The 24331-nt window shown below is 57.2% G+C and carries 22 protein-coding genes, 1 tRNA gene and 4 pseudogenes; 16 read left to right on the forward strand and 11 right to left on the reverse strand.

Annotation, left to right across the window (positions count from 1 at the left end):
* The first annotated feature begins 631 nt into the window (after positions 1-631).
* Both CTR2_RS16830 and CTR2_RS16835 read left to right on the forward strand, forming a co-directional pair.
* A complete protein-coding gene (locus CTR2_RS16830; RefSeq protein WP_140401003.1) occupies positions 632-1633 on the forward strand; it encodes a ComEC/Rec2 family competence protein in 1002 nt (333 codons plus the stop codon).
* 144 nt (positions 1634-1777) lie between these two features.
* Complete coding sequence (locus tag CTR2_RS16835) at positions 1778-2563, forward strand: hypothetical protein (RefSeq protein WP_140401002.1); 786 nt, start codon at positions 1778-1780, stop codon at positions 2561-2563.
* 92 nt (positions 2564-2655) lie between these two features.
* Here the strand turns inward: CTR2_RS16835 and CTR2_RS16840 are convergent, their stop codons facing one another.
* On the reverse strand, positions 2656-3138 hold the full coding sequence (locus tag CTR2_RS16840; RefSeq protein ID WP_087082475.1) for a GNAT family N-acetyltransferase: 483 nt from the start codon (positions 3136-3138) through the stop codon (positions 2656-2658).
* Between the two features lie 374 nt (positions 3139-3512).
* Between CTR2_RS16840 and CTR2_RS16845 the strand changes: the two genes are divergently transcribed.
* The gene (locus tag CTR2_RS16845) at positions 3513-3806 is read left to right on the forward strand and encodes an H-NS histone family protein (RefSeq protein WP_087082474.1); all 294 of its coding nucleotides are present in this window, start codon (positions 3513-3515) and stop codon (positions 3804-3806) included.
* 58 nt (positions 3807-3864) lie between these two features.
* Here CTR2_RS16845 and CTR2_RS16850 read toward each other — a convergent pair whose 3' ends face one another.
* The 3 genes from CTR2_RS16850 to CTR2_RS16860 all read right to left on the reverse strand — a co-directional run bounded on the left by CTR2_RS16850 (position 3865) and on the right by CTR2_RS16860 (position 4876).
* On the reverse strand, positions 3865-4086 hold the full coding sequence (locus CTR2_RS16850; protein WP_087082472.1) for a hypothetical protein: 222 nt from the start codon (positions 4084-4086) through the stop codon (positions 3865-3867).
* Positions 4079-4231: a hypothetical protein gene (locus tag CTR2_RS16855; RefSeq protein ID WP_254913278.1), complete on the reverse strand. Its 153-nt coding sequence runs from the start codon at positions 4229-4231 to the stop codon at positions 4079-4081. The genes CTR2_RS16850 and CTR2_RS16855 overlap by 8 nt, the downstream gene beginning before the upstream one ends.
* Before the next feature lie 381 nt (positions 4232-4612).
* A complete protein-coding gene (locus CTR2_RS16860; RefSeq protein ID WP_254913277.1) occupies positions 4613-4876 on the reverse strand; it encodes a hypothetical protein in 264 nt (87 codons plus the stop codon).
* Positions 4877-4891: 15 nt separating this feature from the next.
* Here CTR2_RS16860 and CTR2_RS16865 point away from each other — a divergent pair.
* From CTR2_RS16865 to CTR2_RS16890, 6 genes and pseudogenes are all read left to right on the forward strand, one after another.
* A pseudogene (locus CTR2_RS16865) lies at positions 4892-5512 on the forward strand (DUF3363 domain-containing protein); the annotation flags it as partial.
* A gap of 105 nt (positions 5513-5617) precedes the next feature.
* On the forward strand, positions 5618-6199 hold the full coding sequence (locus CTR2_RS16870) for a TetR/AcrR family transcriptional regulator (RefSeq protein WP_087082470.1): 582 nt from the start codon (positions 5618-5620) through the stop codon (positions 6197-6199).
* A gap of 103 nt (positions 6200-6302) precedes the next feature.
* Positions 6303-6800 (forward strand): Rid family hydrolase, encoded by a 498-nt coding sequence (locus CTR2_RS16875; RefSeq protein ID WP_087082468.1) that lies wholly within the window; start codon positions 6303-6305, stop codon positions 6798-6800.
* 129 nt (positions 6801-6929) lie between these two features.
* The gene (locus CTR2_RS16880) at positions 6930-8102 is read left to right on the forward strand and encodes an MFS transporter (protein ID WP_087084536.1); all 1173 of its coding nucleotides are present in this window, start codon (positions 6930-6932) and stop codon (positions 8100-8102) included.
* 976 nt (positions 8103-9078) lie between these two features.
* Positions 9079-12456 (forward strand): EAL domain-containing protein, encoded by a 3378-nt coding sequence (locus tag CTR2_RS16885; RefSeq protein WP_087082466.1) that lies wholly within the window; start codon positions 9079-9081, stop codon positions 12454-12456.
* 647 nt (positions 12457-13103) lie between these two features.
* A complete protein-coding gene (locus tag CTR2_RS16890; RefSeq protein WP_087082464.1) occupies positions 13104-13673 on the forward strand; it encodes an SMI1/KNR4 family protein in 570 nt (189 codons plus the stop codon).
* A 13-nt stretch (positions 13674-13686) separates the two neighbouring features.
* Here CTR2_RS16890 and CTR2_RS16895 read toward each other — a convergent pair whose 3' ends face one another.
* The 3 genes from CTR2_RS16895 to xseA form a co-directional block, all read right to left on the reverse strand.
* On the reverse strand, positions 13687-14547 hold the full coding sequence (locus tag CTR2_RS16895; protein ID WP_087082462.1) for a DODA-type extradiol aromatic ring-opening family dioxygenase: 861 nt from the start codon (positions 14545-14547) through the stop codon (positions 13687-13689).
* A gap of 185 nt (positions 14548-14732) precedes the next feature.
* A complete protein-coding gene (locus CTR2_RS16900) occupies positions 14733-15320 on the reverse strand; it encodes a superoxide dismutase (RefSeq protein WP_003054032.1) in 588 nt (195 codons plus the stop codon).
* A gap of 316 nt (positions 15321-15636) precedes the next feature.
* A complete protein-coding gene (gene xseA, locus CTR2_RS16905) occupies positions 15637-16974 on the reverse strand; it encodes an exodeoxyribonuclease VII large subunit (RefSeq protein WP_087082460.1) in 1338 nt (445 codons plus the stop codon).
* Positions 16975-17424: 450 nt separating this feature from the next.
* Here xseA and CTR2_RS16910 point away from each other — a divergent pair, with 450 nt between their 5' ends.
* Both CTR2_RS16910 and CTR2_RS16915 read left to right on the forward strand, forming a co-directional pair.
* Positions 17425-18057, forward strand: a complete 633-nt coding sequence (locus CTR2_RS16910; protein ID WP_087082458.1) for a MotA/TolQ/ExbB proton channel family protein — start codon at positions 17425-17427, stop codon at positions 18055-18057.
* Positions 18058-18076: 19 nt separating this feature from the next.
* Positions 18077-18508: an ExbD/TolR family protein gene (locus tag CTR2_RS16915; RefSeq protein ID WP_087082456.1), complete on the forward strand. Its 432-nt coding sequence runs from the start codon at positions 18077-18079 to the stop codon at positions 18506-18508.
* Positions 18509-18583: 75 nt separating this feature from the next.
* On the opposite strand, the gene CTR2_RS16920 is transcribed toward CTR2_RS16915, so the two are convergent.
* A complete protein-coding gene (locus CTR2_RS16920) occupies positions 18584-19504 on the reverse strand; it encodes a Dyp-type peroxidase (protein WP_087082454.1) in 921 nt (306 codons plus the stop codon).
* A 174-nt stretch (positions 19505-19678) separates the two neighbouring features.
* Between CTR2_RS16920 and CTR2_RS16925 the strand changes: the two genes are divergently transcribed.
* Positions 19679-19755: transfer RNA gene (locus tag CTR2_RS16925), tRNA-Val, on the forward strand.
* A gap of 145 nt (positions 19756-19900) precedes the next feature.
* Here CTR2_RS16925 and CTR2_RS16930 read toward each other — a convergent pair.
* Positions 19901-20350: an SRPBCC family protein gene (locus CTR2_RS16930; protein ID WP_087082452.1), complete on the reverse strand. Its 450-nt coding sequence runs from the start codon at positions 20348-20350 to the stop codon at positions 19901-19903.
* Positions 20351-20500: 150 nt separating this feature from the next.
* Between CTR2_RS16930 and CTR2_RS16935 the strand changes: the two genes are divergently transcribed.
* The gene (locus tag CTR2_RS16935; RefSeq protein ID WP_310220854.1) at positions 20501-20701 is read left to right on the forward strand and encodes a hypothetical protein; all 201 of its coding nucleotides are present in this window, start codon (positions 20501-20503) and stop codon (positions 20699-20701) included.
* Between the two features lie 166 nt (positions 20702-20867).
* A pseudogene (locus CTR2_RS16940) lies at positions 20868-21487 on the forward strand (amidohydrolase family protein); the annotation flags it as partial.
* Positions 21488-21517: 30 nt separating this feature from the next.
* Here CTR2_RS16940 and CTR2_RS16945 read toward each other — a convergent pair.
* The gene (locus CTR2_RS16945) at positions 21518-22351 is read right to left on the reverse strand and encodes an AraC family transcriptional regulator (protein ID WP_087082450.1); all 834 of its coding nucleotides are present in this window, start codon (positions 22349-22351) and stop codon (positions 21518-21520) included.
* A 411-nt stretch (positions 22352-22762) separates the two neighbouring features.
* Between CTR2_RS16945 and CTR2_RS16950 the strand changes: the two genes are divergently transcribed.
* Positions 22763-23605, forward strand: coding sequence for a CHAD domain-containing protein (locus tag CTR2_RS16950; protein ID WP_087082448.1), 843 nt, complete (start codon positions 22763-22765; stop codon positions 23603-23605).
* 56 nt (positions 23606-23661) lie between these two features.
* Here CTR2_RS16950 and CTR2_RS16955 read toward each other — a convergent pair.
* Positions 23662-24078, reverse strand: a pseudogene (locus tag CTR2_RS16955) (aldo/keto reductase); the annotation flags it as partial.
* On the opposite strand from CTR2_RS16955, the pseudogene CTR2_RS16960 reads away from it, so the two are divergent.
* A pseudogene (locus tag CTR2_RS16960) lies at positions 24069-24227 on the forward strand (LysR family transcriptional regulator); the annotation flags it as partial. The pseudogenes CTR2_RS16955 and CTR2_RS16960 sit on opposite strands and share 10 nt — an antisense overlap.
* Positions 24228-24331: the final 104 nt, after the last annotated feature.

The raw sequence follows: 24331 nt of genomic DNA on the forward strand, positions 1-24331 counted from the left end.
CATCGCGGCGCAAACGCCCTAAACGGGCGCTAGTCAAAGAAAAAAGTACGCGCGCCTCTCTGTCCCCTGCTCGATCGTTCTCAGCCCATTCTGGCCATTGTGCGTGCGTGCACGGCCCATTCTGTGCCAAACCCTCTGCAACCAAAAGCAAGCCTTAAGTCCCCTGCAGAGCCTTGCCAGCATTGAGAATTCCAAAACCTAAAGGCTTCATCAACGGTGCCAAAGCGGTCACTCCCCCACAGAGTTGCGTTGCGCGGTCTTTGGCACAAATTTGCGCAATCTTTGGCACAAAGTAGCACAGCCTTTGGCACCAAGGCTGACAACTTGGCAAGAGACAGCACCACGAATGTGTTGTTTTTACACCAACAGACCGAGCGACTCCTGGCGATAAATGTATAAGCCAGTGGACTTTTCAGCCTACAGGAGCGGCAGGAAGCGACCCGCAGCGGATGATCGAGGGTGAAACCTGACAGCCAGAAATCAGACATTCGGATGCTTAGCAAGATTAAGTCCGGCTCTGACTCCGTGGTGGTATCGGCGATACTGCTCCTTTCCGAATTTGGCTGGCGACTATTCCCGCTATGGTCGTTTTAGATTTGTGCCGGCGTAGCCATAAATAAGAAGGGAGAACATGTCCATCAAATCGGCAATGAAAGTCACAGTAATGCCTGCCGGACACGGTGACTGCATTCTCGTGCAGTGCGACGATTTCAATATCATGGTGGACTCGGGCCCTTACAGAAAATGTATCCACGAGCGTGTGCACTCAGGACTGGTCACCGCGCTCGAGGGGCAACCGATTCATCTCGCGATCATTACCCATAATGACGACGATCACATTGGTGGCTTAGTGCGCACGCTGTGCGATGCAACGTTATCGGTTAATGCACTTCTGTTCAATTCCCCGCAACTCATCCGTAAGTACATAGATCACTGCAGTGGGGAAGAAGTAAACGTGTCTACACGTCAGGCATTCAAAGTGGCCAGCAAGCTTACCCCCTGCAATAAGAAGGTCCTCGTCGCGGGCGACACGCGCACTTTTTTCGACGATCGCATCGTTTTGAGAGTCCTGTCTCCTTTGACGGAGGATATTCTTAACTATGGGTCACACATGCTCGCGCCGTTCGAAAAGGAAGAACTCGCGGGCGCTCGCGGCAGGGATACGCCAGTCTGCGGAACAATTCACGAGCTGCGAACCATGGATGATGATGGCAAGGCCGCCGACGCTTCCCAAACCAATGCACTGAGCCTTGCTTTCATACTTACTTTTGAGGAGCGATCAATCCTCTTTCTTGGAGACAGCTGGCCCTCCCGTGTGATGCCCTCGCTTGCCAAGCTGGATCACGAAGGAGCCCCCATTCAACTCGACTTGGTCTTCGTATCTCACCATGGCAGCAAGAACAACAACACGCAGGAGTTATACCAGCACATTCAGACGGAGAGGTACGTGATTTCTGCTGATGGGAAGCAGAACCCGGACGTTGAGACGTTTGGGCGAATTCTACGAGCAGGGGTGGGGAACATTCAAAAATTCTATTTTTCAGAAAATTCGCAACAACTCAAAACAATGTTTTCGAAAAGCGATATCAATGTATATTTTCCGGACAACGGACCCTTGACCTTTGACCTTTGACCTTTGACCTTTGACCTTTGACCTTTGACCTTTGACCTTTGACCTTTGACCTTTGACCTTTGACCTTTGACCTTTGACCTTTGACCTTTGACCTTTGACCTTTGACCTTTGACCTTTGACCTTTGACCTTTGACAAAGCATTTGATGCCTAACAGTGAAGCAAAGTACGCCGCCATCGTCCAACGGACACTCCATCAGGTCGAAAAAATCGCCCCTGATATTGGAGATGCCGTCGTTCCCGTGTGGCGCGAAAGCAATAACGGTGAGCTAATCCACATCGGCACCGCCTTTTTTGCGGAGCGATGTAAGCGTTCATTCTTGGTCACGGCTCTCCATAACTTCAAAAATCTTTCTGGTGCCTCCTTGAAAATCAAATTTTCTGGAAAGATCTGGACGCTGAACGAGATGAATAAGCGAATCTCAACCGACGACGATCTGTGGGTAGCCGAAACATGTGCGGAACTACATGATTGCCTGCAGGGTATCAAGGTTCCTCTATTGTTACGCGACAACCCGAGAGATTGCACGTTTGGCACAGGCTCTGTGCTTTTGGGTTACCCCGAGGAGTTGAACTTGCAGGGTGAGCCATTCAAACCTCTGGCGATCTCAACGATGCTGGAAACCCGAGACCTAACCACAGTGAGCAAACTTCCGGAGCCAATCGTATACAACGTGCAAAGCGATTTTCTCAGCACGGCCTGTGGTAAGCCCGTGATGGAAAGACCTGACATATTTGGTATGAGTGGGGGACCGGTGTTCAGTTGGTACTGCACAGAAGGTGTAAATGGCAGCCCCTACACGTTTCATTACTTCCTTCAGGGGGTGATCCTCAGTTGGCAGGAGCGAAATGGCTACGTTGTCGCTTGCAATGCGGCGCGTATTGCCACGCTGCTGGGGGCCGACTCAAAAGTCCAGGCGCCCGATTGCTGACGTTCGTGAATGACGGCAACTGGCCGTCAGCAGCCCGTCACAAGGGCTGCAATCGACAAACGATGGCTCACCCAATATCATTACCAACTTTCCTAGTTTTCGGAATTTCCGGTGGCGTAGAGGCGAAAGCGCATAAATTGAACGCCATCAATATCAAATTCACCATCTGATTTAAATCCCAGCCTAAAAATCCCTCTAATTCTTTTTCTTGAGGGCGGAAGCAGAATAGTGATGGAACTCAAGCCCATGCTGGTGAAAGCACGATTAATAATTCCCTGATAAATGACTTTACCACTTCCCCAGTATTTGGGGTGCAGCACCAAGGCCAAGTCTGCCTCACCTGCTTCATGCTGCAGCCCTCCCCACCCAGCAAACTCCTGATCTACAATAAATGCCCAAGGACCGTACCCATATTTCGCCCATTGGGCGTCTTTGTTTTCAACCCAGTCCTTGGCTTTAACTTCATCGAAATCGGCCCTGCCTAGAGGCATTTGACGTAGCACTTCGGGAGTGCTGTTGAGCGCAATGATTTTTTCCAACCCGACTTCGGTAAGACGTTTGAATTCTAGAGTCATGTCTTGACTTTATCTGGATTTGAGTGGATGGTGAAGTATGTTCGTCAGAGGCTATAGTTCAGCCTGCTGGCATCCTCAAGTTGCGCCCTTCAAGCGCACCAACAACCTCTTTTGGACAAACATCCTCGGACTTCGTCCTTTTGGAAAGACCTCGTTCATGCAAGCTGACAAGCTTTAGCGCCAGCTTGACTGTGCGGCTTTCCCAAATTTTTTTCATCGGCTCTATGTTTTTCTGAATTGATACGCATCAAATTGGGACACAATGCATGCGGTCACTTTCAATTGCAAGTGAACTAACTGCATAAGCGATGTATCTCATGTATGAGTGCACCAATTTAGTGCTCGCACAAATATTTACAGAGGATATCTTTTAAATGAGTACAAATTCCTATAAAGAATTATTGGCACAACGCGAAGCTCTTGAGCAGCAGATTGCAGCCGCTCGAAAGGCCGAAGTCGCAGGCGCAGTGCAACAAATCAGAAGCTTGATCGATGCTTTCGGTCTGACGCAGGATGACGTTTTTCCTACCACCAAGCAAAAACAGAAGCGCGAGACAGGCTCCGTCGCCCCTAAATACCGCGACCCAGCCACAGGCCAAACATGGACTGGCCGAGGAAAGCCCCCAGCCTGGATCAAAGATCAAGACCGTTCCAAGTTCGAAATCTAAAAGTGGCCCTAGTGGCCACTTTTTATTTCTTACCGTAGCCACCGCCCCGGTTTGGCTACTACACCACCCCCCCTGTATAGGTGAGGTTCGGAGCTTCACCCTCGATCGCTCCATCACGCACAAACACGCGCTGGCCAGCCTGCGCTGGGCCTCGCGCCTGCAGCCTTCCTCCACCTGGCATGTTGATCGTGGCCACACCGTTGATCACAAAAGCCACCGTGCCCACCAGCAAAGGCTTGGGCGACTGCAGCTCCATGAACTGCTTGTAGAGGTTAGGCATGGGTTTCGACTTCCAGCATCTGACGCAGCTTGGGAGCCGCCCAGTTGATCGACGTCGACCGAACAATGCCCATCACTGTCTCCGGCCCCTGGTAGCGAATAAATTGCCCAGGCAGAATCACACCTGTCTCGGGCAGCACTTGCATGGATAGCGAAACCCTCGCCTGACGGCCCGTATCCGCAAGCTCAGCCAGGCCGCCGCCTGTGCACCGTGGAGTCCGTGATCAATGCATGCGTGACCTGGGGCGCAATCAGGTCGCCAGCAGTCCCGGCCCGTGTGATGGGACCAAACACGCCCGCGCTCATGCCGCCGACAAACACCCGGTGTAATCCGGCTTGTCCAGGAACTCCGTGCCCTCTACTTCGGCCACGGCTGATGGAATCTCAAAATCCGGCACCACATCACCCCAATGCCAGGGTGCCGTGGGGTACTTGGGCAAGATGCGCAGCACCTGGTCGGTGTTGTGGGGCTGTACATAGCCGCCAGCCGCCGCCGCGATATCGTTGATGGCGTCGATATAGCTGCCCTACAGCGCCCAGGCTCCGGCAGGCACTTGCCAGTCCTCCATCTGCCAGTCGATATCCCAGCCAATGGAGACGCCATTGACCTTGAGCACCTCAGTTGCCAGTTGCTGGGCCGTCAGCGTCTGAGTCGGGCTGCCAAAGTGCATGGATTTGGCCCAAGGTTCTGCCAGAACTGCGGCCAGGCCGCGCCCGGAGACTGACCACCGCTCCTGCGGCAAGAACCTGCGGTCGCGGCTGGTGCGCTCCAGGCGCAGCTTGAAGGGCACGCCATTGACGTTGGCCAGGAACTGCGCAGGGTCGCCATCGTGGAGCGCGTGGTCGAAGGGCTATGGAAGATGCCGGACGACCTAGCCGAGCGTGGCCGCCAGTACGACGCGCAGCGCCTGGGTGGCGTAGCCGTGGAAATGAAGTCCCATCTTCCCATCGAGCGGCAGGCCCGCGTGATCGGCGCGACCTGGCTTGACCAGCAACTGATCGGCGGCGGCCGTGGGCTGGGCGACCTGGGCTTTGGCGGCAATGCGAAGCAGGCCATGCAGCAGCGCGCCTACTTCCTCGAAGAACAGGGGCTGGCGCAGCGGCGTGGGCAGCGCGTCATCCTTGCACGCAACCTGCTGGGCACGCTGCGCAATCGGGAGCTGGCGCAGGTCGCCAAGGACATTGCCGCCGAAACCGGCCTGGAGCATCGCCCGGTGGCCGACGGGCAGCGCGTGGCCGGCATCTACCGGCGCTCCGTCAGGCTCGCCAGCGGGCAGTACGCGATGCTCGATGACGGCATGAGGTTCAGTCTGGTGCCGTGGCGGCCGGTGATTGAGCAGCGGCTGGGGCAGCAGATCGCCGCGACGGTGCGTGGCAGTGGCGTGTCATGGGACATTGGGCGGCAGCGGGGCCCATCTGTTGGGTAGCCGGCTGACCGGGCCACGCAGATGGACGACACAAAGGCAATTGTTGACTGATCTGTAAAATATTGGTTCAATCTCCCACAGGATTTGTGTTGGAGAACATCGACTATGAGCGGAAGGCCCAAGGAATACGACGACACCGCCGTCATCGACGCTGCGATGGATGTTTTCTGGACGAACGGCTACGAAGCCAGCTCGACGCAGGAACTGTGCGAGCGAACAGGCTTGGGGCGTGGCAGTCTCTACCATGCCTTTGGCAGCAAACAGAAGCTCTATGAGCAAGCCCTGCGCCGCTATCAGGAATTGGGACTTCGGGCACAGATGGACATTCTGGACGGCCCTGGCACTGCCAAGGAACGGTTGCGGGCGTTGCTGCAATGGGGCGTGGATGGCGATCTTGACCCTGTAAAGCGACGCAGTTGCATGGCGCTGTTTTCTGTCATGGAGCGCAGTAGCAAAGACCCGGTGATCGAGCAGATCAACCGCGCCTACGTCGCCAAGCTAGAAGCGGGGCTCTGCCGCGTCATTGCTGTTGGTCAACGCAATGGCGAGTTGTCCAGTGACCGGCCAGCCCTGGAAGTTACGCGCGCTTTCTTAGCGAGTTACTACGGGCTGCGCATCCTGGGGCAATCCATGCCGGATCGCGCGTTCCTTCAAGATGTTCTGGAAGGCACTGTGGTAGGTCTGTGATCGGCAAAGCACGCTTTGGATCAGATACGCATGGGCTGATTGGCCTTTTTATTTCTCAAATAGTGTACCGATCATTACACTATTGATATGCGGAAGGAGTCCCATGAGTCGGCCCGCAAATACTGATATTCGCAAAATCCCTACCCGGACTGGTGCGGTCGCGATTCCGGCCTCTCTGGAGGCGGATGTCGCACAGTTCCACTACGCACCGGCGCGCCGCGTAGGAGATTTTGTGTACCTTTCCGGCATTGTGGCTTGCAACAGATCGACCGAGCCAATGGGCGATATGGCATTCTGCGATGAACTGCGGGACGTGTTCCGGCAGATCGAGTGCCTGCTTGTGGCCAGTGACGCGCAGATGAACGATGTGATCGAGTTGCAGATGTTCCATGTATTTGGCAGTGACAGGCTGAACCTCGACAAGGCCGGCCAGTTGGCCGCCATCGCGCGGGTTCGTGATGAATTCTTCGCCGCGCCCTATCCGATTGCAGTGGAACTGGGAGTTGCCGCCTTGAACCCCGATGGCGGGCTGGTGGAGATCAAGGCGGTCGCATTCTCACCAAATGGGCGCATATCTGGCATCGAAATGGTCGTCACTTGACCCGACGCATGCCGGATCTCGTTTTTGGAATAAACGATAGCTTTGATCCCCAATAACTGATCCCGGCCCGTCGGCCGGTTCTTTTGGATCAATTTTGTACTGAACGATAAACTATTGAAGGAGTTTCCCATGCCGTTAGTGGTCTACATCCTGGGGCTGACGATCTTTTCGTTGACCACATCCGAGTTCATGGTGGCGGGCATGATGCCGTCGCTCACGCAAGCCTTCGGCGTATCGGTGACGCAGATCGGCTACCTCATTTCGCTGTATGCCATTGGCATGGTCGTCGGCGGGCCGTTGCTTACCGTCGGCCTGCTCAAGCTGCGCGTGCCCAACAAGAAGGCGTTGCTCTGGCTATTGGGCTTCTATGCGATCGCGCAATCGGTGGCCGCTTCCGCGATGAGCTACGACATCATGGCGATTGCTCGGGTGGTCACCGGCGTGGCCGGTTCCGCCTGCTTTGGCGTTTCGCTGGCGATTTGCGCTGAGATGGTTGACGTCGAGTCTCGGGGTCGCGCGGCATCCATCGTGGTTGGCGGACTGATGCTGGCAACCGTGCTGGGCGTGCCCATTGCCACGATCATCGACCAGCACTGGGGTTGGCGCGCCAGTTTCTGGCTGGTGGTGGCGTTGGCCGTGTTGTGCGCGGTGGTCATCACATTCCTGGTGCCGCGTGCCAAGACCTCCGCAACGGTCAGCCTCGGCGCGGAGTTGGCGGAGTTCAAAAATCGGCACCTGTGGGCGGCTTACGCCACCAGCGGCTTGATCATCGGCGCGACGTTCGCCGCTTTCAGCTACTTCGCACCGATACTGACCGAAGTGACCGGCTTCGCCGCGTCCTCAATTCCTTGGCTGCTGGGGATCTACGGGGCGGCGAACGTGGTGGGCAATATGGTCGTGGGGCGTTATGCCGATAATCACACCATGCCCATCATGGCGTGGGGCCTGATCGTGTTGGGTGCCACCTTGGCGCTGTTCGCCGTGTTTGCGCAAAGCCAGGTTCTCAGCCTTGCCGCGCTGATCGTTATCGGCTTGGTGGGCGTTCCCATGAATCCCGCGATGATCGCCCGTGTGATGAAGACCGCGCATCCGGGCGCGCTGGTCAACACCGTACATACCTCGGTCATCAACATCGGGCTTGGCCTCGGCGCATGGATCGGCGGCTTGGGCATTGCGACCGGCTACGGCGTGCGCTCGCCTTTGTGGGTAGGCGCCGGGCTGGCGCTGCTCGGTTTGCTCAGCCTGTTGCCTTATCTCGGGCGCAAGGCGGGCGACGCGCGCTCGCTGGCTTCCGGTCAATAGTGCTTTTTGATGGCCGTCGGCAGGCCGGTTTTCTCAAAGTCCTTGAAGCATGCCAGGACTGCAGAATCCGGTCATTGATGCCGATGATGGCCTGGCCTTTGATTTCCTTGGGCTTTTGAGCCGTCAGTTCGTACTGCCTCTACTCGAACGACACACCATGGTCTTCGGTCTCCCAGCGGATGTGCCCTGCCGTATCGATCCATCTGCGCCCAAGCAAGCTGTTCGATGTAAGCATCGCCTGCCATTCACAGATATGCCGCTGATAGGTCCAGCCACGCCGTGAGCGAGGCCACATTCAGCGGGCTGCGACAAGGGGCTTGCTCACATGTCCAAGCAGAGCTTCCGGCCCAAGTCCAGAAACGTCAAGCCATTTGGCCTGCCCGAGAAGATCAAGTCGCTCAGGAGGAAGCCGGATGCAACGGCAGCCTCGCCACCTCGCTCGCTTTCGTGCGCCGAACTCTAGTCGAACACCGCTCCTGAAAACTACCCAGTCTTCATTCAAAGCTGGACGTTTTTATAACGTTCTCCAAACTGATATGGCTCAAGAATTCAAAAGAAAAAAGCGAACTCCTGTTGAGAGCTCCACCGTAAAAATTCGAAGCTGCTTGAATTCAAGCATCTGTGTAATGCGTCTTGATCGTATCAATGACACTGAAAAAGAACGCTATTTATCTGCTGACTACTGAATATCACATTGCCATGCCGAACTAGCAAACGGACGCTTCAAGATCAACCGACACACAGAATTTCGCAAATTTCGACGCCTCTGCAATGTGAACCAATGACAACAAATGAAACAAATCGCATATTGTTTGTATATTTGAGCTTGTATCCCTCAGTTTGCATGTTGATGGGACCCTGCACATTCCTCCTATCTGGAGTGTCTGGCTCCCTTGCGTGGATGGTGATGTCAGCCTAGGCCCGCGACAAGTGAAATGGCTTGTAGCGGCCTGCATCTAGCGTAGGAGCGCGTTCTATGGTGCGGAGGTCTAGTTTCGAGTCAAAGGTTGTCACAGCATTTGGAACAGCCGCGCTGGTAGTGATCGCGATGGCACTATCGACGTGGGAAGTCGCAAATGATGCAGCCAAAGCCGCCCAAATGGTGACACATGCACACCAGTTGCTCAACAATATAGATCGCGTCAGAGGCTATTCTCTCCAATCTGAACTAACCACTCAAAATTTCCGCCTGACAGGTAATGCCGAGCATATTGCCGAGCGAAATGCAGCGATGGCTGAGCGAGAGCTTTCGCTGGAAAAAATACGTCAACTAACGATCGATAATCCAGATCAACAACGTCGCTGGACAGAGCTGCGTAAAGTCATTGACCAGCGCATGGCAGCTGCACGCCAAATTGAAAAATTGCGCAATACCCAAGGTCAGAAGGCAGCAAGTGCATTTGCTGCCGCAACTACGCTTGCATCCACGCGTTTGCGCACCTATGAATTGCTGAGCGAGATGGATACCGAGGCGCGCCTGCGACTCGCTCTCGAAGAGGCCGAGCACAAGCAAGCGCGTCATAAGCTGGTGATGGCTGGAGCATTGGTCGCTGTGGCTCTTATCTTGCTGTTGGGCTCCTCCTATCTTCTGATAAGACGTCAATTGCGCGAAACAGACACCAGTCAGCGTGCTCTGGCTGACAATGAAGAAAGCCTTGTGACTACCTTGCACTCGATCGGCGATGCAGTACTCGCAACAGACACTGAAGGGCGAATCACTCGCATGAATTCAGTGGCCGAACAGCTCACAGGCTGGAGTATTAATGAAGCTCAAGGCCGCTCTATCGAGGAAGTATTCAATATCATTCATGAGCAGACCCGCGAGCCTGCTCACATTCCTGTAGCAACGGTGCTAGCCACCGGGGAAGTGCAGGTACTTGCCGACTACACCTCAATCATTGCCAGAGATGGCACCGAACGTCCAATCTCTGATAGCGCCGCCCCCATCCGCGATTCCAAAGGCCAACTACGAGGTGCGGTACTAGTCTTTCGGGACGTTACTCTGGAGCGAAAGGCACAACGAATCATCCGTGAGCAAAACGCGTCACTTGAAGCCGACGTGCACCAACGCACTTTGCAATGGCATGAGATTCAAAGCCATTTGCACAACGTCATCAGCGCCGTTCCGGCGCTGATTGCCTACGTTAATGCACAACAGCACTACGAGTACGTCAACACTCAGTACCGGGAGTGCTTTGCACCTGACCGTGAAGACATCACTGGTGAGTCGGTAAGAAAAATCCTCGGAGAGGAACGCTATGTTGTTGCCAATGATCTGATCGGCAAGGTCCTCGCAGGAGAGCCGCAAACATATGATTGGCAGCCCTTTCCGGGAGTTTGGCAGACTATTCAGTATGTTCCCAAACACCAAGCGGATGGAACGGTTGCTGGCTATTACGTATTGGGCACAGATATTACTGAGCGCAAGCACTATGAAGAACGTATTCAGACGCTCAATGGGGAACTTGAACAACGAGTGCATGAGTTAGAGCATATTGGCCGCGGACTGCGAACCTTGAGCGCCGGTAATCGCACCATGCTACGTGCCAGCGAAGAACAGAGTCTGCTTGAAAACATGTGCCGAGCCATCGTGGCTGCAGGAGGCTATGGCATGGCTGCAGTCTGGTATTCGGGTGACGAGCCAGATCAACAACTACGTCCGATGGCCGAGTGCAATTATCCAGGCGGTATAGAAGCACTTCGCAGTCTAGGGCTCATAGCAGCCGATACGGAGCTAGGCCAAAGTCTGACATCTAGCGCAATTCGCAGCGGCAAGGTTCAATTTGTCCGAGACATGCGCGTAGATTCCAACCATGTTCGATGGAGCGACAAGCTTGGTGAACTGAAATCAGGTGTATCTTGCCCTTTATTGGTTGAGGGCGAAGTCATTGGTGCGCTATCCATTTATGACACCGAACCGAACGCGTTCGGCGAAGATGAAATCGCATTGCTGACCGAGTCAGCGGACGATTTAGCCTTTGGCATTTCCATTCTGCGTACACGCTCAGAACAACTACGTGTGCAAGCAGAGATGAATCATATGCTGCGCCATGATTCCTTGACTGGACTACCCAATTCGATTGAATTCAGGGAAATTCTGACTGCGAAAATTGAGGAAATCTCTTCACATCCAGAACCAATCGCGGCTTTGCAATTCAATATTGAACGTCTTCGAGAAATCAACGAAGTGCTAGGTTTCTCTAATGGGGACCAGATTCTCAGAGACTTCGGAGAGCGCCTAAGGCAAAGCATTCCTGATTCTGCACATATTGCGCGTTTACGCGGAGACGAATTCGCAGTATTAGCGCCCACTCTGGATAGAGGTTCTGCCGTAGCCTTGGCCGAAGAGTTGGAAAAAACCATTTCCCGCCCTTTTCCGATCGCAGATATTGAATTGGATGTCAGCGCAAGAGCCGGCATAGCTTTGTTTCCCGAACACGGTACAACCGCCGACGAACTATTGCGTCAAATGGGAAAGGCCACCCATCAAGCCAAGGCCCGCGGATTGAGCCAGTGCGTATTTGACCCGTCGCATCAGAAAAATCAAGCGGGACGCTTGACCATGGCGGGGGAACTTCGGCGAGCCATTGCAGGCAACCAGTTGCGACTATTTTTACAGCCAAAAGTTGATTTTTCTTCCGGAAAAATCTGTGGAGCAGAGGCCTTGGTACGCTGGATGCATCCGCTTAAAGGACTAATTCCTCCCGGATTGTTTATCGACTTGGCTGAGCAAACAGGCCTGATCAAGCCTTTGACGGAGTGGGTCATTGTCGCAGCTCTTGATCTGCTGCAGAACTGGCAGGAAAAAGGTTGTGCTGTTCCTATTGCAATCAATCTCTCCGCGCGAAACTTCAGAGATGAACAGCTTTTCGCCAAGTATCGCCAATGGCATTCAGAGCGCTCTGTGTCAACCGGACTATTGGAAATCGAGATTACGGAAAGCACCGTAATGGAGCATGCTGAATATGCTCTAAGAGCACTGAGTGAGATGAGCGATGCGGGGATTCCTCTTTATGTGGACGATTTTGGAACAGGGTACTCCTCATTGAGCTATCTACAAAAATTACCAGTAGATTACATCAAGATCGACCAGTCATTCGTTTCGGCAATGCATCGCGACCGGGATTCTGCCACGATTGTGCGCTCCACCATTGATCTCGTGCATGATCTCGGACGGAAGACAGTTGCCGAAGGTGTGGAAACCAAAGAGCACTGGGATCTGCTCAAAGATCTTGGCTGTGATATTGCACAAGGCTACTACATCGCCAAACCTATGCCTTCTAGCGATTTTCAGCAATGGGCCGAAGATTTCACAAAATGCCAGCTACGGGATAAATCCTCCTTCTCCGGATAGCCAACTACATGAAATCACGCGCCTAGCAACAAAAAATAGACTCATAAATTTCATATTTACGCCTGAAATTTTATGCCAACAAATTCAAAAAACTCAGCCGGCAACTAATAGCCTATAGAGAGAAAAAATAATCCTGCGGTTACAAGGCTCTCTCCTTTCCCCCGCACTTCGCACATTCAGAGCTCAATACATTCTCACTGCCGACTTCGTACAATATTGCAATTCTTCAAATTTATAAGCATCAGGCATCTATTTGATTTAAATGATATTCAAAGGGAAAAACCAAAAGCAATCGCAGGCCTTATAGATTCCGGCCTCGGACTGAGTTCCAAGCACACAAGAAGTGCTTCAAATGCGCTAAGCAAAAAAGCAAGCACGCCAGTGGCGCTATGCTGATCGCTATCGTCTATGAACTCAACTGGTCAGCGCAACACAATGACCACCTCTGGCTGTGGATTCAGCTGGTCAATGCAACACAATGAATGCCTCTGGCGCAACGAGTGTTGACATGAAGCAAAGACCGTGGATTCACTACACTGAAAATCCAAAGAGCCGCACTTTGTACCCAAGCAGTCATTCCCCAACACCCGCTGTCAGTCCGACCTCGCTGTCCAATTCACTTACCTCGGACTACTACGCCAGCCACCATGACACCTGACCAATATCTTGCGCATTTGCATGCTGTGTATGCTGCATTCCAGCTACGCTTTCACCTCTTGCCGCCGGCCAGCGAACAGGATCTGGCCGCTTTGGCCGCCGCGCTGGGGCCTCTGGATACCAATCTTGCCGCATTCTGGTGCCTGACTGCAGGCAGCAGCACCGACAGCACCCAGCCCCTGTTTCAGCGGCCAGGCTTTGTGGATGCACTGGACCTTCTCATGCCACCGCAGGCCATGGCCCAGGCACTCCGCATGGAAAAGCGGGCCCAGCGCATGTGGGATCTGGCCGGGCCCGCATCCCAGGATCCTCGCCTGAGCGGGTGCTGGTGGCACGCCGGCTGGCAGCCGTTTGCCAGCTTCTATGGCGACATCGTGCTAATGGTCGATCATCATCCCGGTCCTGAAGGACAGCGCGGCCAGATCATTGCCTATGTGCACGACCCCGACCAGATCTGCTGGATTGCCCCCAGCTTCTCAGCCTATCTTCAAGCGTCCGCCGACTCGATTGACGATGACAGAGAAGAATTCTTGAATGGCCCACTGGACGAGCAAGAATAAGCGGAGCTCTGAGCTACGCCCCGGCCTGAAGGCAGTAACTGGACAGCGTGGCTGAGTCCATGAAGGCCTCTTCAAAGTAAACGCGGCGGGCCAGGTCCTGCTCGGCCGCCCCCACCACCACCATCAGCGGCAGCAGATGCTCCTCCCGCGGATGGGCCATACGCGCGCCGGGAGCCCGATCCCAATCGGCCAGCCGCTGGCTGCGCGCGGCAGGTGTCATCAGCATCAGCGTCTCGGCCAACCAATCGTCAAACAGCTTGGAAGGCGCCCGCCCTACGGGGCCGAAGCTACGCATATTGTGATAGCTGGAGCCGCTGCCAATGATGAGAACTCCCTCGTCGCGCAACGGGGCCAGCGCACGGCCTACGGCCAGATGTTCTGCAGCGTGCAGATTGCTGCGCAGGCTGAGCTGAAGCACCGGCACATCGGCCTGCGGATAGATCACAGCCATGGGCACAAACATGCCATGGTCGTAGCCGCGCTGGTCATCAGCCCGCACGTCCTCTCCAGCCTGCGCCAGCAACTGCTGCACCCTGCCTGCCAGCTCAGACGAGCCGGGCGCACGGTAATGCAGGTTATAGGTCTGCGGCGGAAAGCCGCCATAGTCATACAGCATGCCAGGATGGGCGGCACTCTGCACGGTGAAAACCGGCTCCTCCCAATGGGCGGAGATCAGCAACACGGCCCTGGGCCTGCGCGCCAGTTGACACGGAATATTGCGCAAGCCCTCAGCCATCAGCGCATGCCAGTCGTGCATCTCCGGCACCCAGGGCCAGGGGCCGGCGCCATGGCAGAGAAAGTACACGGGCATGCGAGCGCCTGCCTCTATTAGCCCGGAAACCGCCTGACTGCCCAGGCCTTCACGCTCCTCCATGCCAGTCTCTCCCATGCATCAATAGGTCATCAAAAACATAGCCGCCTGCACTTTCCGTATCAAGACTGGAGACCTAAAACTCCTCATTCTTAGCAGACAGGCATAAAAAAACCTCCTTGCGGAGGTTTTTGCCAACGATCAGGTCCGAGCCGTGCAGCCGCAGACCTGATGCCGTATTGCCGTGATCAGGCAGCGAAGTTGGCTTCGGCGAACTTCCAGTTCACCAGCTTTTCCAGGAAGGTTTCGACAAACTTGGGACGCAGGTTGCGGTAGTCGATGTAGTAAGCGTGTTCCCACACGTCCACGGTCAGCAGCGCCTTGTCGGCGGTGGTCAGGGGGGTACCGGCAGCGCCCATGTTGACGATGTCCACGGAACCGTCGGCCTTCTTCACCAGCCAGGTCCAGCCGGAACCGAAGTTCCCGGCAGCGGAAGCCACGAAAGCCTTCTTGAACTCGGCGTAGGAGCCCCACTTCTTGTTGATGGCATCAGCCAGAGCACCTGTAGGCTCTGCTCCGCCGTTGGGGGTCATGCAGTTCCAGAAGAAAGTGTGGTTCCAGATCTGGGCAGCGTTGTTGTAGATGCCGCCGGAAGACTTCTTGACGACTTCTTCCAGATCCATGTTTTCGAATTCGGTGCCCTTTTGCAGGTTGTTCAGGTTCACCACATAGGCGTTATGGTGCTTGCCATGGTGGAATTCCAGGGTTTCCTGGCTGTAACCGAACGGAGCCAGTGCATCGATAGCGTATGGCAGGGGGGGCAGAGTGCGTTCCATGATGGTTTTCCTCGTGGTTGAAATTTTTGGGGGCCGTCCAGTGCCAAGGCGCCTGAGCGGTGACCGCTGTGCCGGCCGGCACATTGCTGTACTACAGACGTCAAGTATTGCACTAACCGAACCATTGTAGAAAGAACTGAGAGGCTGCGCGCCACTCATCAGGACTATTGCACACGCAGCCAAAAGCATCCGCTAACGGCTTACAGCGCATGAACACTGGCCCCTGATGCATTGCCTGCTCCGATTGCAAAAGAGTTCTGATGAAGAACCCGGTGCGCGTGCAGGTGTTTTGTGGCCAGCTTGTGGCTGGCGAGCCTCAAAGCAGACGCGGCTGAGTGACCACCACATCCACCGACCCGTCCGACAACTGGGCCTTCAGCGCCGCTCCCGGCACGGCCTGTCCGACCCGGGTCACAGGCCTGCCCCGTTCATCCGTCAGCAAGGCATAGCCGCGCTGCAGCACCAGGCGAGGGTCCAACAACTGCAAGCGCAGGTCGATGCGATCGAGCTGCTGCTTTTGCTGCTCCAGACTGCGTCGGAGAATATTAGGCAAATTAGCCTGAAGTGCCTTCTGACTCTGCGATAAATGCTGCAATTTAAGTAGCATCGCATGGCGCAGCCGCTGTGCCTGCCGGCTGAGCTGCAGCTGGTTGCGCGCCAGTTGCTCGCTGGGCCGCCCCAAACGCTGTGCAGCGATATCCAGGCGCTGGGCCTGGCGGTCCAGCACACGCTGCACCGCGTTGTCCATACGGTCCTGGGCCAGAGCCAGCGCACCCAACCAGACCTCGCGCGGCTGGGCTGCCAGCTCGGCCGCAGCCGTGGGCGTGGGCGCGCGCAGGTCGGCGCAAAAATCGGCAATGGTGAAGTCGGTTTCGTGACCCACGCCGCTGATCAGCGGCACCGGGCTTTGCACAATGGTGCGCGCCAGCTGTTCATCGTTGAAGGCCCACAGGTCTTCCAGCGAGCCGCCACCGCGCACCAGCAAGATGGTGTCAATCACCGGCTGCCGCGCGGGGTCAGCAGGCAAATTGCCGCTTGGGCCTTGCCCGTCTCGCGCCAGCCGATACAGTTTTGACAATGCCTGCACCAGCGACTGCGGCGCCTGTGCGCCTTGCACCAAAGCCGGCACGATCACCACCGGAATATGTGGCACGCGACGGCGCAGCGCCGTCACCACATCGTGCAAGGCGGCCGCGCCCAGGGACGTGACCAAGCCGATGCCGCGCGGCAAGGGTGGCAGCGGCCTCTTGCGCGCAGGGTCGAACAGTCCCTCGGACTCCAGCTGGGCCTTGAGGCGCAAAAACTGCTCGAACAGTGCCCCCTGCCCGGCTCGCTGCATGCTCTCCACCACCAGTTGCAGATCGCCACGCTGCTCGTAGACACCTAGACGCCCTCTGACTTCGACCAACTCTCCATCACGCGGCGAGAAGCCGACCTGCTCGGCCGCACGACGGAACATGGCACAGCGAATCTGCCCGCTCGCGTCCTTGAGGTTGAAATAGCAATGCCCGCTGGCAGCGCGCGAAAAGCCACTGAGCTCGCCACGCACCCCGACCGGATTGAAGCGCGCCTGCAAGGCATCGCCAATGGCGTGGCATAGCGCGCCAACTTCCCACACATGCGGCGTGGCTGCTGGGTTTGGACGTTCAAACATTGAATTCATGCGGTGTCAGCGAGGTCTTACGCGGGCCGGATTCTCCACAGATGTCGGCGTCCAGCCCTGTCGGCGACAAAGCCGGAAAAATCCTAAACAGCGCATGAGGAACATCATCCATCTTATTGATTTAAAACAACTTATAAGGCTTCACACAGGTGTCAAACTCGTAACAAGCCTTTAAAGCGAAGCAGACAACCGCCCGGCATAGCAACTAGATCACAAAGTTATCCACAGATTTCTGTGATATACGCGAAAGCATTCGCAAATAATCGCAAGCTCTTTGTGACTGCTCTGCCGCTCCAAGCTCCGTTCGCTTCAAGCGCTGCCGCACGATCTTGCTGTGCTGGCTCAAGCCTACCGTATGAGGCCTGTAAAAACGGGTCGCAGCGGCACGGCAGTGGGTCATAATCGTCGGCTGCAATTTCTGAACGACGAGGGAGAGCAACGTTGCTGTCGATCATACAAGCCGCAGGATGGCCTATCTGGCCTTTGATTGCCTGCTCGATTTTGGCCCTGGCCCTGATTTTTGAGCGCTTTGCCTCGCTGAAAGCCAGCAAGGTCGCGCCGACCAATCTGCTCAATGAAGCGATTTCGGTCTCCACCAAGCACCTGCCCAGCGCTGAAACCACCCAGCAACTGGCCCAAAGCTCGGTATTGGGTGAGGTTCTGGCCACTGGTCTGCGTACCCGCCAGGCACATCCCGAAAGCAGCGAGGAAGAGCTGCGCTCGGCCATGGAAGGCGCGGGCCGCGCCGCCGCCCACAAGCTGGAAAAATATTTGAGCGCCCTGGCCACCATTGCCTCGGCCGCGCCGCTGCTGGGCCTGTTGGGCACGGTGATCGGCATGATCGAGATTTTCGGCTCCCAGCCCGGAGCCAGCTCCGGCGCCGGCAATCCCGCCCAACTCGCCCATGGCATCTCGATTGCGCTCTACAACACGGCATTCGGCCTGATGGTGGCCATTCCGTCGCTGATCTTCTGGCGCTATTTCCGTGCCCGTGTGGACGGCTATCTGCTGGGCATGGAACTGGCGTCCGAGCAGTTTGTGCGCCATCTGGGTCGCCTCAAGCCTGCCAAGTAAGAAGCGGAACGCATCCATCATGAACTTCCGTCCTCGTCACCGCGATGAGCCCGAGATCAATCTGATCGCCTTCATCGACGTGCTGCTGGTGGTGCTGATCTTTTTGATGCTCTCCACCACTTACAGCAAGTTCACCGAGCTGCAGCTGACCTTGCCCGTGGCCGACACCGAGCAGCAACGTGATCGCCCCAAGGAAATCATCGTCGGCGTCTCCGCTGACGGCCGCTACTCCGTCAACAAGCAAGGCGTGGATGACCGCAGCGTCTCCTCTGTTGCCGCCGCCCTGTCCGGTGCGGCAACAGCGGGCAGTGACAGCGTGGTCATCATCAGTGCCGATGCCAACTCCCCGCACCAGTCGGTGGTGACCGTCATGGAAGCGGCCCGCCACGCGGGACTGTCGCAGATCACGTTTGCCACCCAGACCTCGGCCAGTGCAGGCAAGGCCAACTAGGAGCCCCTCGGGGAATGGGCAGCACATGAAAAAACGGGCCAGATGGCCCGTTTTTCTTTGCACCCATGCCATTTCTCAGGCCTGGAGTCCCAGCACCGTCAGATCCAGCTTGCCGCCAGAAACCGGCGGACACCAGAAATAGCAGCCCGTCAGCGGCCTGGAAAAGCGGAACAGTCCGTCGCTGATGCCGTCATCCATGCCCAGCATGCGGCGCATCTGAGCCTCGAAAGCGTCAAAGCTGCAGCCAAAGGCGGAGAACATCAAGCCGCTGCGATCACTGCCCTGCGGGCTGACGCTCCACCAGGGCATGGAGCGTCGCACCACAAAGGCTTGCGGCTCAAAGCTCTCCTGCGCCGTGCGCTTGACATGGGCCGATTCAGGGGCATCGTCCAGCTCCTCGTTGTCGCTGCGGCGACGACCCACGGCATGGTCCTGCTCCGTGGTGCTCATGCAGCCAAAGGCCGAGTAGTCATGTTCCCACTGTTGCAAGGCCCAGTAGCTGCAGCCGTCCATGCCTGCCCCCTGCTCTGCCGCAATGCCGGCTGCCACGGCCTCATCGTCCTCGGGGTTCTCGGTGCCGTCTTCATAACCGGTCAGATCACGGCCATGACCGTTGTCCGAGCGCTGGTGCACAAAGGCATCCACGATGTGATCAAGCTTGAAGACCGGTGCCAGCAAGTTGGTCAGCTTGGCCGTCAGGGCGATCAGCTCACCACGTTGATCGCCGCGCAGCCACAGGCACAGCGCATAAGGTGTGCTGGGTGCTTCGAACTGCGGGCCCTTGAGGTGCGGGAACTCGCGCATCAGCGGCAGTTTCTTGTCCAGTTGCTGCAGCACCTGCAGTCCCAGACCCGCCACTACCTGCTGACCGTCAACACTGGTCTGCAATTTCTTCAGACTGTTCTGCAAATCTGCACCTGCACCGGCCAGGGTAAAAAAAACATAGCGCCCCTGTTCAGGAAGAGACGCCAGAATGCCTGCTTGTGCTTTTGTCATGGGGTTGCCGATTCAATTGATGGAAAACACATCAAAGTTTAGTAGCGAATCAGCAGCTCCCAGCCAAGCCTTGGCTGGGTTGCAGAATGAGAAAAATAGGGCTCGAACGCAAAAAAGTCGCGACTTTGCCCAAACCACCATTTTTCCGCTGCTAGAATTCATCCCATCGACGACAGGCGCGTAGCTCAGCTGGTTAGAGCACCACCTTGACATGGTGGGGGTCGTTGGTTCGAGTCCAATCGCGCCTACCAAACATCGCAAGCAAAACCAGAGCTTGCAAGCAAGACAGCCCGCTGCAAAGCGGGCTTTTTTGTTTTGCACCTCTCTTGGATCGCCGACGCATGGATCACGCCATGCATTGACCTCAGGCCGTCAATGTCGCGCTCTGCGTCGCTTTCACGCTCCGTCAGGGATGGTCGGCTCCACCAGGAGGGCAAGCAGCTGCAGCGACTCCTGCCAACCCAGATAGCAGGCCTGCTCGGGAATCATGTCGGGAACGCCCTCCTGCACCACATGCAGCTCGGTGCCGCAAAACACGGCTTTCAAGGTCACGGTGGTGATCATTTCACCCGGCAGATTCGGGTCCTCGAAGCGGTCGGTATGGCGTATGCGCTGGCCCGGCACCAGCTCCAGAAACTCGCCGCCAAAGCTGTTTTGACTGTTGGCGGAAAAATTGATGAAGCTCATGCGATAGCGGCCGCCCACGCGGGCGTCAAATTCATGCACCTGCGCCGCGAAACCATGGGGCGGCAACCACTTGACCATGGCTTCTGGGGTCGTGAAGGCCCGATAGACGCGCTCGGGCGGAGCTTTGATCACACGGTGCAGTCGAATGGTCTGTGGCATGCGAGACTCCTGAGGTAGAGGCCGCAAGCTTAGCGCTCATCACAATGACTGGCTACCAGCTTCTCGAGGATGCGCTCATCAACCGCTGCGTCGATACAAGCACCGCTACAGCAAACTCCATTGACCGGTCCTCGACATTCACAAAACCCGATGAAGGATTCGCCGACTTTAGGCAGATGGCTGTCCATGGCGCGCGATGACGAGATCGTCATCGACGCCGCCGACATCAACCACGAGGCATCGTCCAATCTGTGGTGCTTTTCTCCGGACGATGAGGAGTCCCGGGGCATCAGCGCAGAAGCCCTTGCCGACTTCATCGGGCAGGTCGCGGCAGCCAGACAAAGCAATTGAGTGGAAATGTGCCCATGCTTTTCTATTGCTGGCATGACGCACAGACGAGGCAGCTACGCTTCAGTCTTGTCTCCAGCACACATGGCCGGCTGCCTTTCGGCTGCGCCATTGACCCCTCTTCAGAGCTCGCCGTCGTCGCAGGACATATCGCCGACTGAGGCAAGAGTCGCGCCACATCGACACGCTGGCGTACCACACGCAGCGCCTGAGCCTGCAAGGCCGCGTGACGAGTTCGCACCTGACGTCCATGCACTCCATGGACAACTATTACGTCTCCAAGCTGATTCCGCTGATGCGCGAAGCCGGCGTGTCGGCCGTCGCCAACCCGCTGAGCAACATCACGCTGCAAGGCCGCCACGACACCTATCCGAAGCGCCGCAGCATGACGCGCGTGCCCGAGCTGCTGGCCGCTAGCGTGCCCGTGGCTTTCGGCCATGACTGCGTGATGGCCCCTGGTACAGCCTGGGTTCAGGCGACATGCTGGAAGTGGCCCACATGGGCCTGCAGGTGGCCCAGATGACGGGCCAGGACGCCATGCGCGCCTGTTTCGACGCCGTCACCACCACGCCGACCAAGATCCTGGGCCTGGATGAAACCGGCCTGGCGGTCGGCAAGCGCGCCGACCTGGTGCTGCTGCACGCGCGCGACGCCGTCGAGGCGCTGCGCCCCACCCGCCTGATGGTGCTGCGCGCAGGCCAGGTGGTGGCGAGCACGCCGCCCGCCACCGCCACCCTGAACCTGCCGGGCCGTCCGGCCCAGGTCAGCTTCCAGACGCCGGCCCGCTGAGCGCGCAAGGCTCGGACGCGTGTCCGCCTGCTATTTCAACGGCAGACAGATACGCGTCTGCAATTGCGCCGGCGGCGTGGTGCGCGGATCGTTCAGGTACTGCTCGAACATGGGGAAGTCGGCCGGCACCTCGCCGCTGGCCGGCAGCCATTGAGAGAACATCCAGTTGTAGGGCTTGTCCATCTCGTTGTAGGGCCCGGTGTAGGTGAGGATGGCGCAACGGCCTTGCGGAATCTCAAAGCGCTCCAGCTCGCCGCCCAGGTCGGCGTCGGCCGCCACGGACATGCCTGCCATGGAGCGCAGCTGGCTCGCCGGCACCTGCTCGGGGTCGTCGAAATACACGCCATAAACGATAGATTCCGGCTGCGCGATGCCACGGCTGACGGCCAGCATAAAGGCGCGCGTGAACAGCGGGCCGATTTCCTGGTAGCTGCCGCGATGCGACAGGACCGCCAGCGTCGCGCCCGAAAAGGTTTCGATCTTGATGGGATACATGCCTAGCTCCTGTGGGTCAAAGGGACGGGAGCGGACAGCCCGGTAGCGCCCCGGCGATATGCCGAAGGTCGCGCCGAATGCCCGGTTGAACGCTGCGTCCGACTCATAGCCGGCGCGCTGCGCCACCTCGCGCAAGGAAGCCTCGGAATTCCCCAGCGCCACCGCCGCGCGGTGCATGCGGATGCGCTGCACGGTGGCGTTCACCGTCTCCCCCATCATGGCGCGGTAGACCCTATGGAAGTGGTACGGTGACAGGCAGGCCAGCTCGGCCAGCCGGTACAGGTCCGGGTCGGCATCGGGGTGGCTTGCCAGCCAGCGCAGGACGGGTTCCAGGCGCTGGCCATAGTGATTCAGGGTTGCGGGCTTCATGCGGTCTCCTTGGAGAGCAATGTAGCGGGCCGGCCTTTGCAGATTTTGCGCTTTTTGGCCGGCCGCGGGCAGGGGCCGTCAGCGCCCGATCTCCCGGCTCCAGTGTGCGTTGAACGCGGGCCGGGTCTCGTTGATCTGATCTGGGCCGAACGGTCCTGGTGCAGAAGCAGCCTTGAGCCTGCCCGTGTTCGTTGCCAATCTGTAGTAGCCAAATCAGGCCTTCAGATTCATCACGGCCCAAGCCAGTCACCGACCTGAACGCTCCCGCCGCGATTCAGAAGTTGCCCACGGACATAGGGCAGGGAACATGGCACACTGTGGCAAACAGCAGCGAGAGCAATGCGGGCCGGAGCATCGCTTTGCTAGTCGCAAGCTTGTCTCAGCCTCATGAAAGCTGCCCCGGGAGTTCGTATGGGCAAAGGCAAACCAGACGCCGCAGTGGCGTTTTCAGCTATCGCATCCCCGCTTGTCGACTCGGCAGTCGAACAGGCTTGGCACATAGCCCGAGAGCCCGCCGCCGAGGGGATTCATCAATTGCGCGTCGCGCTGCGCAACCTGCTGACGCTATGGTGGCTCTACCGCCCCCTGATGGGCGCCGAGGAATATGCACGGCATCGCGGCTGCCTGAAATCGATTGCCAGCGCAGCAGGCAAGGCCCGCGACTACGACATTCTGATCGAGCTGCTGCGCCGTCATGACAAATGCAGTGCAGCCGGCATTGCCGCAATATACGTCGCTCGCGAGGCAGCCTTGCAGGCTGGCAGAGAAATCCTGTCACCTGCGCATATACAGACATGTCTGCTGAGAACTCTGACACAAACAGAGGCAAGCGTGCGCGCCAAGCCTCGCCCGCTGCGATTGGGAGCACTTGCCGAAGCACGGGTCGCAAAGTCCAGGCGGCAGTTGCACCGCCGCATCAAGTGGACAATAGCTGCGAACAAGCCAGATATCGAAGCATTTCACGATGTCAGAAAGGCTGGCAAGAAAACTCGTTATCTGCTGGAGCTGTTCGAACCTCTGCTGCCCAAAGATCATCACCGTCTGCTCAAACGCCTCAAGAAAATCCAGCAACCTCTCGGAGAGCTGAATGATCTTGCCGCCAGCGAAAGCCTGCTACGCCAGAACCTGCGCCTGATCGCCACACCAGACCAAGCGAAAAAGCTAGAACGCTGGCTCAAGAGAAAACGCAAACGTCGCCAGAGTACTCTGGCCTGCTCGCTGCGGCAGGATTGGCAGCCCAAGCGGCCCGGTTAAGGGCCAAATACGGCACCAGTATCAGTCCACACATGGGTCAGGTCATCAGGGCTGACTTATCGCCCGTTGTGCTCCAGCGCGGCGATCAACGCCATGTCCTCGGCATCCAGCTTGAGGTCGCGCGCCAGCAGGTTGCAGGCCAGGTTCTCGAATCACCGCATAGCCCAGCTGCAGTGCCCAGACCAGGGGCTAGCTGCGCCACCGTGGCGTTGTGCTTGGCCGCGATCTTGGCCAGCACCGGGCCCTTGAGCACCTTGCCGTAGGCCAGGGTCATGTACGAAGTGACCTGAATGCCCTGCTCTTTGAGGAAAGCTCGTCAACTTGTAGCCTTGCAGATAGGGGTTCAGCTCGATCTGGTTGGTGGCAATCTCGCCCTGGCCCACGGCCGCGATGGCCTGACGGGTCAGCTCGATATTGAAGTTGGAGATACCGATATGGCGGGTCGGGCCCTTGGCCTCGATCTGAGCGCGAGCAAGGAAATCTGGTGCAGTTGTTCAGCAAGCAGACGCTGGACCTCTGTCAGCCCATCAATGCGCTCTACTATCGAAACACCGCGCTGGCAGCGAGCATCACCGGCTTCATGGAGCATGTGGTGGAAACGCTGGGCAGCCGTCCTTTCTAGACCTGGGCGGCGCGAGCCGGTCCGGCGCTGTCATACCTGTGTCGCGATGAGGCTGCGCAATGGGCCTGCAGCGCAGCACCTGTGTGGCGAAGCTGCACCGCAGC

Source organism: Comamonas thiooxydans (assembly GCF_002157685.2).
Taxonomy (GTDB): Bacteria; Pseudomonadota; Gammaproteobacteria; order Burkholderiales; family Burkholderiaceae_C; genus Comamonas; species Comamonas testosteroni_H.